The sequence below is a fragment of the uncultured Methylibium sp. genome, assembly GCF_902826655.1.
Taxonomy (GTDB): domain Bacteria; phylum Pseudomonadota; class Gammaproteobacteria; order Burkholderiales; family Burkholderiaceae_C; genus Methylibium.
The window spans coordinates 18,849-33,446 of sequence record NZ_CADEFR010000041.1 but is presented as its reverse complement, the minus strand read 5'-3'; the positions used below and the strand labels follow the sequence as shown (position 1 = coordinate 33,446).

The following is a 14,598-nucleotide window of genomic DNA, read 5'->3' as shown; positions in this document are numbered from 1 at the left end:
AGATGACCGCCGGCTCCTGGATCTACATCGGCAGCCAGGGCATCGTGCAGGGCACCTACGAGACCTTCGTCGAGGCCGGCCACCAACACTACGGTGGCAGCCTTTCCGGCAAGTGGATCCTCACCGCCGGCCTCGGCGGCATGGGCGGCGCGCAGCCGCTGGCGGCCAGCTTCGCCGGGGCTTCGTCGCTGAACATCGAGTGTCAGCAGAGTCGCATCGACATGCGGCTCGCGACCCGCTACCTCGACGAGCAGGCCACTGATCTCGACGACGCGCTGGCGCGCATGGCGCGCTACGCGGACGAGAAGAAGGCGGTGTCGGTCGGCCTGCTCGGCAACGCGGCCGAGCTGCTGCCCGAGCTGGTGGAGCGGGCGCGGCACGGCGGCATCCGCCCCGACCTCGTCACCGACCAGACCAGCGCCCACGACCTGCTCAACGGCTACCTGCCGGCCGGCTGGAGCCTGGCTCGCTGGCAGGCCGCACGCGCCGACGCTGTACAGCACGCCGCGCTGCGCGACGCCGCCGCGAAGAGCTGCGCCGTCCATGTCCAGGCGATGCTGGCCTTCCAGGCGATGGGCGTGCCGACGGTGGACTACGGCAACAACATCCGCCAGGTCGCCTTCGATGCCGGCGTGAAGAACGCCTTCGACTTCCCCGGCTTCGTACCCGCCTACATCAGGCCCTTGTTCTGCCGCGGCAAGGGACCGTTCCGCTGGGTCGCGCTGAGCGGCGACCCCGAGGACATCCGCAGGACCGACGCGAAGATGAAGGAGCTGTTCCCCGCCGACCCCCACCTGCACCGGTGGCTGGACATGGCCGGCGAGCGCATCGCCTTCCAGGGCCTGCCGGCGCGCATCTGCTGGATCGGCCTGGGCGAGCGCCACCGCGCCGGGCTGGCCTTCAACGAGATGGTGAAGTCGGGCGAGCTGAAGGCGCCGATCGTGATCGGCCGCGACCACCTCGACAGCGGGTCGGTCGCCAGCCCCAACCGCGAGACCGAGGCGATGCGCGACGGCAGCGATGCGGTGAGCGACTGGCCGCTGCTGAACGCGCTGCTCAACACCGCGGGCGGCGCGACCTGGGTGTCGCTGCACCATGGCGGCGGGGTCGGCATGGGCTATTCGCAGCATGCGGGGGTGGTGATCGTCTGCGATGGCAGCGACGCGGCGGCTCGGCGTATCGAGCGGGTGTTGTGGAACGACCCGGCCACCGGTGTGATGCGGCATGCGGATGCGGGTTACGACGATGCCGTGCGCTGCGCGCGCGAGCAGGGGTTGAAGCTGCCGATGCTCGGGACTGGATGATGGGTCTGCTGACCTTGCAAGGCCGCGCCGGGTCTCGCCCCGGCGGGCGAGTCACTTTCATTTGGGCCAACAAATGAAAGTGACCCGCCCGCCGGGCGGAACCGGCACACCCTCCCGATAACCACGGCCTCATGACGAAGTCAACATTGACCCTGACCCCAGGCTCCCTCGGTCTGGAGGATCTGCAAGCCATCCACTCGGGCAAGGTCCGACTCGCAATCGACGCCGCCGCACGCGACGGCATCCGCGCCAGCGCAGCCGTCGTGCAACGCGCCGCCGCCGGCACTACCGCCGTCTACGGCGTCAACACCGGTTTCGGCAAGCTGGCGAGCACGCGCATCGACGAGGCCGCGCTCGACCGGCTGCAACTCAACCTGATCCGCTCGCACAGCGTCGGGGTCGGCGTGCCGCTCCAGCCCGCCGTCGTGCGGCTGATGCTGGCGCTCAAGGCCGCCAGCCTGGCGCGCGGCGCCTCGGGCGTGCGCGACGTCGTGATCGACACGCTGCTCGCGGTCTTCAACGCCGGCCTCGTGCCCTACGTGCCGAGCCAGGGCTCGGTCGGTGCTTCGGGCGACCTCGCGCCGCTGGCGCACATGACGCTGGCGCTGATGGGCGAGGGCGAGATGCTGATCGCCGGTCAGCGCCGCTCGGCCCAGCAGGCCCTGCGCGAGGCCGGCATCGCGCCGCTGAAGCTGGCCGCCAAGGAGGGCCTGGCGCTGATCAACGGCACGCAGACCTCGACGGCGCTGGCGCTGCACGCCTTCCTGAGCTTCGAGCCGGTGCTGGAGGCCGCGCTGGTGGTGGGCGCGCTGACGGTGGACGCGGCGCGCGGCAGCGACGGGCCGTTCGATCCGCGCATCCACGCGCTGCGCGGCCAGCCGGGGCAGATCGACGTGGCGCAGTACTACCGCGCGCTGCTGGCCGGCAGCCCGATCCGCCGCTCGCATCTGGAAGGCGACGACCGCGTGCAGGACCCCTACTCGCTGCGCTGCCAGCCGCAGGTGGTCGGCGCCTGCCTCGACCAGTTGCGCCACGCCGCGCTGGTGCTGCTGCGCGAGGCCAATGCGGTGACCGACAACCCGCTGGTCTTCGCCGACGGCGAAGAGCTGGTGTCCGGCGGCAACTTCCACGCCGAACCGGTGGCGCTGGCGGCCGACGGCATGGCGCTGGCGATCGCCGAGGTCGGCGCGATCGCCGAGCGGCGCATCGCGATGCTGATCGACGCCGGCGTGTCGCGCCTGCCGCCCTTCCTGACGCGCGACGCCGGGCTGAACTCGGGCTTCATGATCGCGCACGTGACCGCCGCCTCGCTGGCCAGCGAGAACAAGTCGCTGGCCCACCCGGCCAGTGTCGACTCGCTGCCGACCTCGGCCAACCAGGAGGACCACGTGTCGATGGCGACCTTCGCGGCACGACGCCTGCAGCCGATGATCGCCAACACGGCGCACATCCTCGGCATCGAGCTGCTGGCCGCGGCCCAGGGCATCGACTTCCTGCGGCCGCTGGCCAGCTCGCCGGCGCTGGAGGACGCGCATGCGCTGCTGCGCGCCGCCTGCCCCAGCGTCGACGAGGACCGCTATCTGGCGCCCGACATCGAGCGCGCGACCGCTCTGGTGACCGACGGCTCGCTGTCGCGCGTCTTCAGGGCGCTGCCGGGCCTCCCGCGGCTGTGGACGCCGGCCTAGACGCGTCGACGCGGGCGTAGACCCGCGTGTCGCGCGGCAGGCCCTGCACGTCCAGCGCCTCGTTGCGCAGCACCCCCTCGAGCACGAAGCCGCAACGCTCGGCGACGCGCCAGCTGGGTCGGTTGCGGTCGTCGCAGCGGATCTCGACGCGGCGCGCCGCAAGTTGCGTCAAGGCCATGTCGGCCACGGCATTGACCGCCTCGGTGACGAGGCCCTGGCCGCCATGGCCGCTGCGTATCCAGTAGCCGATCTCGAAGCGCCGCAGGGCCCAGTCGAAGCGGTGCAGGCCGGTGCCGCCGACGAGCGGCCCTTCGCCGCCGTCGGCGCGGCGCAGGAAGACGGCCATCACCAGGTCGCGGCGCGCGATGAAGTCGGCGTGGAAGCCGCGAGCGAGCGCCTCGCTGCGCTCGGGAGTCTGCGGTTCGTGCGCCCAGGGCATCCAGGGCTTCAGCGCATCGAGCGAAGCGCTGACAGCCTCGAAGTAGCTCGCGCCGTCGCCGGCACGCGGGCAGCGGATCACCAGGCGCGGCGTGTCCAGGCGCATCGGCACCTCGATCAGCCGCGGGTCGATCGGCGCAACCGTCACGGCAGGTTCCTCACACCGCCTCGGCCTGGGCGGGACGCACCATGCCTTCGGCGCCGACCAGGTCTTCGTCGCTCTCGGGCTGCGGCAGCGACCGCGTACCGCGGATCACCGGGTGCTGCCAGGCCAGCGCCGCCAGCAGCAGCGCGCTGCCGCCGGCGAAGACCAGCGCGGCGCGCAGGCCGACGTGTTCGCCCAGCCAGCCGCCGATCAGCGCGCCCGGGCCGGCGGGAATCAGGATCAGCCAGCGCATCGTGCTGGTCATGCGGCCCAGCAGCGAGGCCGGCGTGACCGCCTGTCGCAGCGCCAGGAAGTTGATGAAGATCAGCACCGCGCCGACGCCGAAGCACACCAGCATCCCCGCGAACACCGCCACACCCCAGGCGTTGGCAGGCGCCACCGACAGCGCCAGCCAGCCCAGCCCGCAGATCGCGATCCCCAGCACCAGGCAGGGCCCCGGTCCGATGCGGCGCGACAGCCGGTTGCCCAGCGTGCTGGCCAGCACCGTGCCGACGCCCAGGCCGACGAAGGCCAGGCCGACCTGCGACTCGTTCAGGCCCAGCGTGCGCGTCGCGAACAGGATCTGCACGACGATGGCGGCGTGGTGACACATCTGCCACAGGCCGACGGCCAGTGCCAGGGCCACCAGCAGCGGCGTGCCGCGCACGAAGGCGATGCCGGCGCGCAGGTCGGGCCAGAAGCGGCGCTCGGCGCGATGGTCCAGGCGCTCGTGCACCTGCACGCCGCGCAGGATCGCGACCGACACCACCAGCAGCACCGCATCGACCAGCAGGGCCAGCGGCGCGCCGACGAGCTTGATCAGCGCGCCGGCCACGCCGGGCCCGGCCACCTCGGCGCCCGAGGTCGCGAGCGAGTTCTTGGCATGCGCCTCGACCAGACGCTCGCGCGCCACCACCTGCGTCAGCACGATCTGCGCCGCCGAGCCGGCCGTGACGTAGATGCAGCCCATCACGAAGGCGGCCGCGTACATCCAGGTCATGCCCAGCCAGCCCATCCACCAGGCGAAAGGCACGCTGACGACGACCAGCGCGATGCTGGCCTCGCCGGCCACGTAGACCGGCAGCTTGCGCACCCGGTCCAGCCAGACGCCGGCCGGCAGCGACAGCAGCACGAAGGGCGCGATCTCCATCGCCGTCAGCAGGCCCATCTGCGTGGGCGTGGCGTGCAGCAGCACGGCCGCCGTCAGCGGCAGTGCCAGCATGGTGACCTGGCCGCCGAAGGAGCTGATGAGGATCGAGGTCCACAGGCGCCGGTAGGTGACGTCGCGCAGCAGGTCGTCGGCCGGCAGCGCGAAGCGTCGGCTCAGGGTCTGGGTCAGCGCTTTGACGAGGCGCTCGAAGATCATGATCGTCTCCCGAGGCCAGCCGCCGGTTGGGCGTCTGGCGAGGCCGCCGGCCGGGTGGGCCGGGGCCTGGTGAAAGTCTGGCGGCAAGGAACGCAGGAGGCGCCTGTTTCCGCCGAGGTCTCAGCGGAACGGCAGCCGGGCTGCGGCTTCGCTGGGGGCTAGTGCGGTGCGGCGGCGACCGGGCGCTTGCCCGCGATGCCGGCGCCTCGCCGTCGGGGTGACGGCCGGAACGACGACGCCGGCATCCACGCGCCGACGCTCGCGCCGCCGCATCGCGCGGTGGGCAGGCTGGTCGGTGGGTGGGTGGTCATCGTGCGCTCCTTGAAACTGAGGACGATGCTAGCAGCGCGTCTCGGGCCGCGGCAACCCCAACGACGTGGGAGTTGCGCGCCGCCGACGGCGCGGACCGGGCGTCAGCTCCGGTAGTCCGCGTTGATCGTCACGTAGTCGTGCGAGAAATCGCAGGTCCACACGGTCGCGTGCGCGTTGCCGCGGTGGAGGTCGACCTTGACCGTGATCTCGGCCTGCTTCATCACGCGCTGGCCGTCGGCCTCCTGGTAGGCCGGGTGGCGGCCGCCCTTCGTCGCGACGTGCACGTCGTCGAGATGGAGGTCGATCAACGACTGATCCAGGTCGGCGATGCCGGCATAGCCGACCGCCGCGAGGATGCGGCCCAGGTTGGGGTCGCTCGCGAAGAACGCGGTCTTGACCAGCGGCGAGTGTGCGATCGCATAGGCGACCAGCCGGCACTCGTCCTTGGTCCGACCGCCGTCGACGCGCACGGTGATGAACTTGGTGGCGCCCTCGCCGTCGCGCACGATGGCCTGGGCGAGCTGCTGGGAAACGGCGATCACGGCGTCGCGCAGCGCCGCGCCTTCCGGCGACTCGAGCTCGGTGATCTCGGCATGCGCCGCCTGGCGCGAGGCGATCAGCAGGAAGCTGTCGTTCGTCGAGGTGTCGCCGTCGACCGTGATGCGGTTGAAGGACCGGTCGGCCGCCTCGCGCACCAGGCCCTGCAGCACGCGCTGCGAGATCTTCGCGTCGGTGGCGACGAAGCCGAGCATCGTGGCCATGTTCGGCCGGATCATGCCGGCGCCCTTGGCGATGCCGGTGACGGTGACCGTCGCGCCGCCGATCGACAGCTGGCGCGACGCGGCCTTGGCCACCGTGTCGGTCGTCATGATGGCCTCGGCCGCGGCGAGCCAGTGGTCCGCCTTGCGGTCGGCCAGCGCCGCCGGCAGCCCGGCGACGATGCGGTCGACGGGCAGCGTCTCCATGATCACGCCGGTGGAGAACGGCAGCACCTGCGCGGCCGTGAGGCCGAGTGCGCCGGCCAGCGCCTCGCAGCTGCGCTGCGCCCGCGCCAGGCCGTCGGCCCCGGTGCCGGCGTTGGCATTGCCGGTGTTGATCACCAGCGCGCGGATCGCGGCGCCGGCGGCCAGGTGCTCGCGGCAGATCTGCACCGGCGCGGCGCAGAAGCGGTTCTGGGTGAAGACGCCCGCCACCGCCGAGCCCTCGGCCAGCGTGAAGACGGTCAGGTCGCGCCGGTTGGCCTTGCGCACGCCGGCCATGGCGATGCCGATCTCGACACCGGGCACCGGGTGCAGGTCGACAGGATCCGGCGCGGCGAGCTTCACGGGCATGGCGATCTCCGGTCGACGCCGCGCCGCTCAGGCGAGCCGGCCGTGGCAGAGCTTGTACTTCTTGCCGCTGCCGCAGGGGCAGGGTTCGTTGCGGCCGACGCGCGGCACCTCGGCCATCCGCGTCGCCACGTCCGTGGCGGCATCGGACTCGCTGACCACGCTGCCGTCCTCGGTCGGGTGGGTGTAGGTCACGTTGCTGATGGCCTCGGCCTTCTCCTCCATCGCCTCGGCGGCCTGCACCACTTCCTCGCTGGAGCGGATGCGCACGGTCATCAGGAGACGCGTCACGTCCATCTTGACGGTGTCGAGCAGCTGCGAGAACAGCTCGAAGGCCTCGCGCTTGTACTCCTGCTTGGGGTTCTTCTGCGCGTAGCCGCGCAGGTGGATGCCCTGGCGCAGGTAGTCGAGCGCGGCCAGGTGCTCGCGCCAGTGCGTGTCCAGCGACTGCAGCAGCACCGCACGCTCGAAGCCGGCGAACTGCTCGGCACCGACGATCTCGACCTTCTCGGCGTAGGTGAGGTCGGCGGCCTTGACGACGATCTCGACGAGATCCTCGTCGGTGATGACGTCGCTCTTCTCGACCTGCACGGCCAGCGGCACCTCGAGCTGCCATTCCTCGCGCAGCACCTTCTCGAGGCCGGGGACGTCCCACTGCTCCTCGACGCTCTCGACCGGCACGAAGGTGCGCACGACATCGGCCATCGCGCCATGCCGCAGGTGCGCGATCTGCGCGGACAGCTCGTTGGACTCGAGGATGTCGTTGCGCTGCTGGTAGATGACCTTGCGCTGGTCGTTGGCCACGTCGTCGTACTCGAGCAGCTGCTTGCGCACGTCGAAGTTGCGCGCCTCGACCTTGCGCTGCGCGCCCTCGATGCTGCGCGTGACGATGCCGGCCTCGATGGCCTCGCCGTCGGGCATCTTCAGGCGCTCCATGATCGCCTTGACCCGGTCGCCGGCGAAGATGCGCATCAGCGGGTCTTCGAGCGACAGGTAGAAGCGCGAGCTGCCGGGGTCGCCCTGGCGGCCCGAGCGACCACGCAGCTGGTTGTCGATGCGCCGGCTCTCGTGGCGTTCGGTGGCGACGATGCGCAGGCCGCCGGTCGCCTTGACCTGCTCGTGCAGGCCGGCCCACTCGCCGTGCAGCTGCTCGATCCGGCGGGCCTTCTCGTCGGCGGGGAGGGCCTCGTCGGCTTCGACGAACTGGACCTGCTTCTCGACATTGCCGCCGAGCACGATGTCGGTGCCGCGGCCGGCCATGTTGGTGGCGATGGTCACCGACTTCGGCCGGCCGGCCTGGGCGATGATCTCGGCCTCGCGCTGGTGCTGCTTGGCATTGAGCACCTCGTGCGGCAGGCCGATCTGCTCGAGCATCTTGGCCACGAGCTCGGAGTTCTCGATCGAGGTCGTGCCCACCAGCACCGGCTGGCCGCGTTCGTGGCAGTCCTGGATGTCGCGCACCACGGCTTCGTAGCGCTCGCGGCTGGTCTTGTAGACGAGGTCGAGGTCGTCCTGGCGCACCGTCGGGCGGTTGGGCGGGATCACGACCGTCTCCAGGCCGTAGATCTCCTGGAACTCGTAGGCCTCGGTGTCGGCCGTGCCGGTCATGCCGCACAACTTGCCGTACATGCGGAAGTAGTTCTGGAAGGTGATCGAGGCGAGCGTCTGGTTCTCGGCCTGGATCTGCACGCCTTCCTTGGCCTCGACGGCCTGGTGCAGGCCGTCGCTCCAGCGCCGGCCGGTCATCAGGCGGCCGGTGAACTCGTCGACGATGACGACCTCGCCGTTCTGCACCACGTAGTGCTGGTCGCGGTGGTACAGGTGGCGCGCACGCAGGGCCGCGTACAGGTGGTGCATCAGCGTGATGTTGGCCGCGTCGTAGAGGCTCGCGCCCTCGACCAGCAGCCCGGCCTGCGCCAGCAGCGACTCGGCCCGCTCGTGGCCGGCCTCGGTCAGCACCACCTGGTGGCTCTTCTCGTCGGCGGTGAAGTCGCCGGGTTCGATCACGCCCTCGCCGGTGCGCGGATCGGCCTCGCCGATCTGCTTCTTCAGCAGCGGCGCGACGGCGTTGATGCGCAGGTAGAGCTCGGTCTGGTCCTCGGCCTGACCACTGATGATCAGCGGCGTGCGGGCCTCGTCGATCAGGATCGAGTCGACCTCGTCGACGATCGCGTAGTGCAGCGGGCGCTGCACGCGGTCGGCCACCTCGGTGACCATGTTGTCGCGCAGGTAGTCGAATCCGAACTCGTTGTTGGTGCCGTAGGTCACGTCGGCGGCGTAGGCGGCCTGCTTGGCCTCGCGCGTCATCTGCGCGCCGTTCACGCCGACCGTGAGGCCGAGGAAGCCGTACAGCCGGCCCATCCACTCGGCATCGCGCCGGGCGAGGTAGTCGTTGACGGTGACGACGTGCACGCCCTTGCCGGCCAGCGCGTTCAGGTAGACCGGCAGCGTCGCCATCAGCGTCTTGCCCTCGCCGGTGCGCATCTCGCCGATCTTGCCGTTGTGCAGCGTCATGCCGCCGAGCAGCTGCACGTCGAAGTGACGCATCTTCAGCACGCGCTTGCTGCCTTCGCGCACCGTGGCGAACGCCTCCGGCAGCAGGGCGTCGAGGGTCTCGCCGGCCGTCACCCGCTGGCGCAGCGCCTCGGTCCTGGCGCGAAGCTCATCGTCGGAAAGGCGTTCGAACTGCGTTTCCAGGGCATTGATCTGCTCGACGACGCGCCGGTACTGCTTGAGCAGCCGCTCGTTGCGACTGCCGAAGATCGAGGTAAGAAGCTTGGGCAACATGCACGGAACCAGTCGAAGTGAGGCGATGCGGGCCGGGGGCCGGGCACGGCCGCGGTAGCGGCACCGACCGGCGCGCACCGCAGGCTGCCTGCGAGCAGCTGCGGACAACGCGTCGCAATACAAGAGCGGCGCCCGAGGCGCCGCTTTCAATCCGTCACTTTAACACCCGGCTCCGGGGCGGCGGGGCTGTCGGACGGGGTCGCCGGGGCGGCCGTGGCAGGCGACGGCACGGCCGAAGCGGCCTTCACCGACGCGCGGGGACGGGCCTCGGTGACGGCGCGCTGCGCTACGCGCTCGGCCGGCGCGGCGACCGGGGCCCGACTGCCCTGGGCGAGGAACTTCGCCGGGTCCTGGGGCACGCCCTCGACCAGCACCTCGAAGTGCAGGTGCGGCCCGGTCGAGCGGCCCGAGCTGCCGACCTCGGCGATCTTCTGACCGCGGCGGATCAGGTCGCCGGTCGCCACCAGGATCTTGGAGGCGTGGGCGTAGCGCGTCACGAGGCCGTTGCCGTGGTCGATCTCGACGGTGCGGCCGTAGGCCGGGTGCATGTCGGCAGTCACGACCACGCCGCCGGCGGCCGCAACGATGGCCGTGCCGGTGTCGGACGGGAAGTCCAGTCCGGTGTGCAGGGCGCCGCGGCCGGTGAAGGGGTCGGTGCGAAAACCGAAGCCGGAGCCGACCGGACCGTCGACCGGCGCCGAACTCGGCACCATCAGCGAACGCAGGCGCGTCTCGAACAGCCGCGACTCGACCAGCGTCAGCACGTCGCCGTGCCGGTCAGAGCGCTCGTCGAGCGAGGTCAGCGCCGCGGTGAGTTGCGTCAGCGAAGGCGATGCGATCGGCACATAGGGCCCGCCGCGCCCGCCGCCCACCGCGGGCGTGGCGGTCGGCTTGTCGAGGCCCTTGAAGTCGTCCTGCTTCAGCCCGGCCAGGCCCGAGACGCGCTCGCCCATCGACTCGAGCTTGAGCAGCTTGGCCTGCATCTCGCCCACCTTGGAGGCCATCGCGTCGAGGTTCTCGCGCATGAAGCGATCGCGCTGGGCGATCTCGTCGCGCACCACCAGCTTGACGATCTGCCCGACCACGGGCCAGCCCTCGCGGGCGGCCGTCAGCAGCACGAAGTGATAGACCAGACCCGACAAGGCCAGCAGCAGCAGCGCCATCGTCACCCCGGCCATCAGCAGCTGCCAGCCCGGCAGGTTGAGCACCCGCGTCTTCGCCAGGCTGCCGTGCGTCACTATGATCTGCATGTCGTTCCCTCCGCACCATGGCCCTGCACCCGAACTCCACCCTGCCGGCCGCGCTGCCGATCGGCGAGGCGCTGGCGCAGTCGGCGCCGCTGGCGCACCTTCAGGCGCTGCTGCGGGAGTCGAACGCAAGATTCGAAATCATCCGCCCGCTGCTGCCCGCGGCACTGGCGCTGCAGGTCAGACCTGGGCCGGTGGGCGAGCAAGGGTGGGCACTGCTGGCCGGCAACGCAGCCGTAGCGGCCAAGTTGCGACAACTGCTACCCCGTTTCGAGGCGGCTTTGCTGGAGCAGGGTCACCAGCCTAGCGCCATCCGCATCCGGGTTCAATCGAACTGAGCCGGGCGAAACATTTCGGTGCAATTCGCAGCGGCAAACCGGTAATGGTGCCGGCTGTCCGGATCGAACGGACGACCTTCCGCTTACAAGGCGGGTGCTCTACCAACTGAGCTAAGCCGGCACGGACGGCGCCCGATTGTAGGAGCCGGCCCTGGCGCGGCCGGCCTGGCCAGCCCCGGGCGGACCGGCTACTTGACGCGCTTGAGCGCCGGGCGGCCGCCGCCGGGCGGCTCGGGAGGCGTGTCGTCCGCGGGGCTGTCGTCGGGCGACTCCGACGGTGCAGCCGGCGTGCTAGCGAGGCGCAGGCCGCCGCGGGCGCCGTCCTCGGGCGCCTCGACCGCTGCAGCCTCGCCGGCGACCGGCGGTGCCGGGAAGGCCATGCCCTGCCCGTTCTCGCGGGCATAGATCGCGATCACGTGATCGACGGGCACCGAGATCTCGCGCGCCGAGCCGCTGAAGCGCGCCTTGAACGTGATGAACTCATTGCCCAGCTGGAGGCCGCTGGTGGCCTCGAAGCTCGCATTGAGGACGATCTCGTTGTTCTTGACGTACTCGGCCGGCACCTGCACCGATGCATCGACGTAGACCGCCAGATACGGGGTCAGGCCGTTGTCGGTGCACCAGTCGTGCAGCGCACGGATCAGGTAGGGCCGCGTCGACGTGCCCTGCGAGGCAGCGCCGTCCGGCGGAACCGGGATCGTCATCGCCCAGCCCTGCCCTTACTTGCGCATCACCTTCTCGGACGGCGTCAGCGCCTCGATGTAGGCCGGGCGCGAGAAGATGCGCTCGGCGTACTTCAGCAGCGGCAGCGCGTTCTTCGACAGGTCGATCTGGTAGTAGTCCAGGCGCCACAGCAGCGGCGCGATCGCGACGTCGAGCATCGAGAAGTCGTCGCCGAGCATGTACTTGTTCTTCAGGAAGATCGGCGCCAGCTGCGTGAGGCGGTCGCGGATCTGCGAACGCGCGCGCTCGAGCTGCTTGTCGTTGCCCTTGACGCCGCCTCGGCCCTCGAGCAGGTTCACGTGAGCGAACAGCTCCTTCTCGAAGTTGAAGAGGAACAGTCGCACGCGGGCGCGCGCCACCGGGTCGCCCGGCATCAGCTGCGGGTGCGGGAAGCGCTCGTCGATGTACTCGTTGATGATGTGCGACTCGTACAGGATGAGGTCGCGCTCCACCAGGATGGGCACCTCGTTGTACGGGTTCATCAGCGCGATGTCCTCGGGCTTCGCGAACAGGTCGACGTCGCGGATCTCGAAGTCCATGCCCTTCTCGAACAGCACGAAGCGGCAGCGGTGCGAGTAGGGGTCGGTGGTTCCGGAGTAAAGCACCATCATGGCGGCGGGCTCCTATCGTTCTCGGGGCAATCCATAAAGACACAAGCGGAGGGGATGCCGGGCATCCCGCTCCGCTGCTCGGCGCAGGCGGCGGCGCTTCAGGCGCCGCGACCTGCCGCACTCATTTCACGTCCTTCCAGTAGCTGGCGTTCAGACGCCAGGCGATGAAGGTGAAGAACGCCAGGAAGATCAGCACGCCGACGCCGATGTGCGTGCGCTTCACCTGCGACGGCTCGCCCATCCACTGAAGGTAGGCCACCAGGTCACCGACCGCATTGTCGTAGTCGAGCGCACTCAGCTTGCCGGGGGTGATCTGCTCGTAGCCGGCGAACTGATGCACCGACTTGCTCGGGTCGAGGGCGTCCTTCACTTCGGTGAACTTCGCCGCCCGCTGGCCCTGCAGTTCCCACAGCACGTGCGGCATGCCGACGCCCGGGAACGCGAGGTTGTTCCAGCCGGTCGCCTTGGTGTCGTCGCGGTAGTAGCTGCGCAGGTAGGTGTACAGGTAGTCGGCGCCGCTGCCCTGGCCCTGGACCGAGCGCGAACGGGCGATCACGGTCAGGTCGGGCGGCAGCCCGCCGAACCAGGCCTTGGCGCTCTTGGGATCGAGCGCGACCTTCATCGTGTCGCCGATCCGGTCGGTCGGGAACATCAGGTTGGACTTGATCTGCTCCTCGGTGAGGCCCAGGTCGGTCAGACGGCTGTACTGCATGAAGGCCGCCGCGTGGCAGTTCTGGCAGTAGTTGACGAACAGCTTGGCGCCGTTCTGCAGCGCGCCGAGTTCGGTCAGCTTCTGCTGCGGGAACTTGTCCCAGGCGATGCCGCCTTCGGAGGCACGGGCCGCACCGGTCCAGGTCAGCAGGACCAGCAGCAGGGCGATCAGTTTCTTCATGGGGTCGGGCTCCTGCGGCTCAATGGGCTTCGAAGGTCACGCGCTCGGGCACGGGCTTGAAGCTGCCGATCTGGCTCCACCACGGCATCAGCAGGAAGAAGCCGAAATAGAACAGCGTGCCCACCTGGGCCACCAGCGTGCGCCCGTCGGTCGGCGGCAGGATGCCGAGGTAGCCGAGCACGAAGAAGAACAGCACGAACAGGCCGTACAGGTACTTGTGCCAGCCCGGCCGGTAGCGGATCGACTTGACCGGGCTGTGGTCCAGCCAGGGCAGGAAGAACAGGATGATCACGGCGCCACCCATCACGACGACACCCCAGAACTTGGCGTCGAAGGTCTTGAGCAGCGCGATCGCCACCACGGCGGCCACGACGACCGCCGCCTTCACGAACGTGCTGAAGCGTCCCTTGACGGCAGCCAGCACCGCCCCGACGCCGATCAGCCCCGCCAGCACGTTGACCATCGGGTCGGTGGTCGCGCGCAGCATCGAGTAGTACGGCGTGAAGTACCAGACCGGCGCGATGTGCGCGGGCGTCTTCAGCGGGTCGGCCGGAATGAAGTTGTTGTACTCGAGGAAGTAGCCGCCGAACTCGGGCGCGAAGAAGACGATCGCCGTGAAGATCATCAGGAACACGCTGACGCCGAGGATGTCGTGCACCGTGTAGTAGGGGTGGAAAGGGATGCCGTCCATCGGCGTGCCGTTCGGCCACTTCTTCTCCTTGATCTCGACGCCGTCGGGGTTGTTCGACCCCACCTCGTGCAGCGCGATGATGTGCGCCGCCACCAGGCCCAGCAGCACCAGCGGCACGGCGATCACGTGGAAGCTGAAGAAGCGGTTCAGTGTGGCATCACCGACCACGTAGTCGCCGCGGATCAGCAGCGCCAGGTCCGGGCCCACGAAGGGGATCGCGGCGAACAGGTTGACGATCACCTGCGCGCCCCAGTACGACATCTGGCCCCAGGGCAGCAGGTAGCCCATGAAGGCTTCGGCCATGAGGCACAGGAAGATCGCGCAGCCGAAGATCCAGACCAGCTCGCGCGGTTTGCGGTAGCTGCCGTAGATCAGCCCGCGGAACATGTGCATGTAGACCACGATGAAGAACGCGCTGGCACCCGTCGAGTGCATGTAGCGGATGATCCAGCCGCCGGGCACGTCGCGCATGATGTACTCGACCGAGGCGAAGGCGAGATTCGCGTCGGGCTTGTAGTGCATCACCAGGAAGATGCCGGTGACGATCTGGATCACCAGCACCAGCATCGCCAGCGAGCCGAAGAAGTACCAGAAGTTGAAGTTCTTCGGCGCGTAGTACTCGGACAGGTGCTCCTTGTACAGCTTGGTCGCCGGGAAGCGGTTGTCCACCCAGGTCATCAGCTTGTCGGCCATCGGGGCGTCCGCCGGAACGGTCTTGAATTCAGCCATCG

13 protein-coding genes and 1 tRNA gene are annotated in these 14,598 nt (G+C 69.7%); 3 read left to right on the top strand and 11 right to left on the bottom strand.

Going from position 1 to position 14,598, the window contains the following annotated elements; all coding sequences use genetic code 11:
• Window positions 1-1,304 (top strand): urocanate hydratase (gene hutU / locus QZV97_RS15120; RefSeq protein ID WP_295643823.1); only part of this gene is annotated, 1,304 nt, incomplete at its 5' end.
• 131 nt (window positions 1,305-1,435) lie between these two features.
• Complete coding sequence (gene hutH, locus QZV97_RS15115) at window positions 1,436-2,989, top strand: histidine ammonia-lyase (protein ID WP_295643820.1); 1,554 nt, start codon at window positions 1,436-1,438, stop codon at window positions 2,987-2,989.
• Here hutH and QZV97_RS15110 read toward each other — a convergent pair.
• The 6 genes from QZV97_RS15110 to QZV97_RS15085 all read right to left on the bottom strand — a co-directional run bounded on the left by QZV97_RS15110 (window position 2,946) and on the right by QZV97_RS15085 (window position 10,615).
• A complete protein-coding gene (locus QZV97_RS15110) occupies window positions 2,946-3,575 on the bottom strand; it encodes a GNAT family protein (RefSeq protein ID WP_295643817.1) in 630 nt (209 codons plus the stop codon). The two genes, hutH and QZV97_RS15110, sit on opposite strands and share 44 nt — an antisense overlap.
• Window positions 3,576-3,585: 10 nt before the next feature.
• A complete protein-coding gene (locus tag QZV97_RS15105) occupies window positions 3,586-4,938 on the bottom strand; it encodes an MFS transporter (RefSeq protein ID WP_295643814.1) in 1,353 nt (450 codons plus the stop codon).
• 158 nt (window positions 4,939-5,096) lie between these two features.
• Window positions 5,097-5,249, bottom strand: a complete 153-nt coding sequence (locus tag QZV97_RS15100; RefSeq protein WP_295643811.1) for a hypothetical protein — start codon at window positions 5,247-5,249, stop codon at window positions 5,097-5,099.
• Between the two features lie 102 nt (window positions 5,250-5,351).
• Window positions 5,352-6,581, bottom strand: a complete 1,230-nt coding sequence (argJ, locus tag QZV97_RS15095) for a bifunctional glutamate N-acetyltransferase/amino-acid acetyltransferase ArgJ (RefSeq protein WP_295643808.1) — start codon at window positions 6,579-6,581, stop codon at window positions 5,352-5,354.
• Window positions 6,582-6,608: 27 nt separating this feature from the next.
• On the bottom strand, window positions 6,609-9,365 hold the full coding sequence (gene secA / locus QZV97_RS15090; RefSeq protein ID WP_295643805.1) for a preprotein translocase subunit SecA: 2,757 nt from the start codon (window positions 9,363-9,365) through the stop codon (window positions 6,609-6,611).
• 146 nt (window positions 9,366-9,511) lie between these two features.
• Entirely contained in the window at window positions 9,512-10,615 is a 1,104-nt protein-coding gene (locus QZV97_RS15085; protein WP_295643802.1) for a peptidoglycan DD-metalloendopeptidase family protein, read from the bottom strand.
• A 17-nt stretch (window positions 10,616-10,632) separates the two neighbouring features.
• On the opposite strand from QZV97_RS15085, the gene QZV97_RS15080 reads away from it, so the two are divergent.
• Window positions 10,633-10,950: a hypothetical protein gene (locus QZV97_RS15080; protein WP_295643799.1), complete on the top strand. Its 318-nt coding sequence runs from the start codon at window positions 10,633-10,635 to the stop codon at window positions 10,948-10,950.
• A gap of 45 nt (window positions 10,951-10,995) precedes the next feature.
• Here QZV97_RS15080 and QZV97_RS15075 read toward each other — a convergent pair.
• From QZV97_RS15075 to QZV97_RS15055, 5 genes are all read right to left on the bottom strand, one after another.
• A tRNA-Thr gene (locus QZV97_RS15075) sits at window positions 10,996-11,071 on the bottom strand.
• Window positions 11,072-11,138: 67 nt separating this feature from the next.
• Window positions 11,139-11,654, bottom strand: a complete 516-nt coding sequence (locus tag QZV97_RS15070) for a ClpXP protease specificity-enhancing factor (protein ID WP_295643796.1) — start codon at window positions 11,652-11,654, stop codon at window positions 11,139-11,141.
• 15 nt (window positions 11,655-11,669) lie between these two features.
• The gene (locus QZV97_RS15065; RefSeq protein ID WP_295643793.1) at window positions 11,670-12,284 is read right to left on the bottom strand and encodes a glutathione S-transferase N-terminal domain-containing protein; all 615 of its coding nucleotides are present in this window, start codon (window positions 12,282-12,284) and stop codon (window positions 11,670-11,672) included.
• Between the two features lie 121 nt (window positions 12,285-12,405).
• On the bottom strand, window positions 12,406-13,176 hold the full coding sequence (locus QZV97_RS15060) for a cytochrome c1 (RefSeq protein ID WP_295643791.1): 771 nt from the start codon (window positions 13,174-13,176) through the stop codon (window positions 12,406-12,408).
• A 19-nt stretch (window positions 13,177-13,195) separates the two neighbouring features.
• On the bottom strand, window positions 13,196-14,596 hold the full coding sequence (locus tag QZV97_RS15055) for a cytochrome bc complex cytochrome b subunit (RefSeq protein ID WP_295643789.1): 1,401 nt from the start codon (window positions 14,594-14,596) through the stop codon (window positions 13,196-13,198).
• Window positions 14,597-14,598 lie beyond the last annotated feature (2 nt).

What these genes read in the sequence shown, in the direction of transcription:
- hutH (WP_295643820.1), top strand. Translation starts at nt 1,436, where the DNA reads ATGACGAAGTCAACATTGACCCTGACCCCAGGCTCCCTCGGTCTGGAG.
- QZV97_RS15105 (WP_295643814.1), bottom strand. Translation starts at nt 4,938, where the DNA reads ATGATCTTCGAGCGCCTCGTCAAAGCGCTGACCCAGACCCTGAGCCGA.
- QZV97_RS15100 (WP_295643811.1), bottom strand. Translation starts at nt 5,249, where the DNA reads ATGACCACCCACCCACCGACCAGCCTGCCCACCGCGCGATGCGGCGGC.
- argJ (WP_295643808.1), bottom strand. Translation starts at nt 6,581, where the DNA reads ATGCCCGTGAAGCTCGCCGCGCCGGATCCTGTCGACCTGCACCCGGTG.
- secA (WP_295643805.1), bottom strand. Translation starts at nt 9,365, where the DNA reads ATGTTGCCCAAGCTTCTTACCTCGATCTTCGGCAGTCGCAACGAGCGG.
- QZV97_RS15085 (WP_295643802.1), bottom strand. Translation starts at nt 10,615, where the DNA reads ATGCAGATCATAGTGACGCACGGCAGCCTGGCGAAGACGCGGGTGCTC.
- QZV97_RS15080 (WP_295643799.1), top strand. Translation starts at nt 10,633, where the DNA reads ATGGCCCTGCACCCGAACTCCACCCTGCCGGCCGCGCTGCCGATCGGC.
- QZV97_RS15070 (WP_295643796.1), bottom strand. Translation starts at nt 11,654, where the DNA reads ATGACGATCCCGGTTCCGCCGGACGGCGCTGCCTCGCAGGGCACGTCG.
- QZV97_RS15065 (WP_295643793.1), bottom strand. Translation starts at nt 12,284, where the DNA reads ATGATGGTGCTTTACTCCGGAACCACCGACCCCTACTCGCACCGCTGC.
- QZV97_RS15060 (WP_295643791.1), bottom strand. Translation starts at nt 13,176, where the DNA reads ATGAAGAAACTGATCGCCCTGCTGCTGGTCCTGCTGACCTGGACCGGT.
- QZV97_RS15055 (WP_295643789.1), bottom strand. Translation starts at nt 14,596, where the DNA reads ATGGCTGAATTCAAGACCGTTCCGGCGGACGCCCCGATGGCCGACAAG.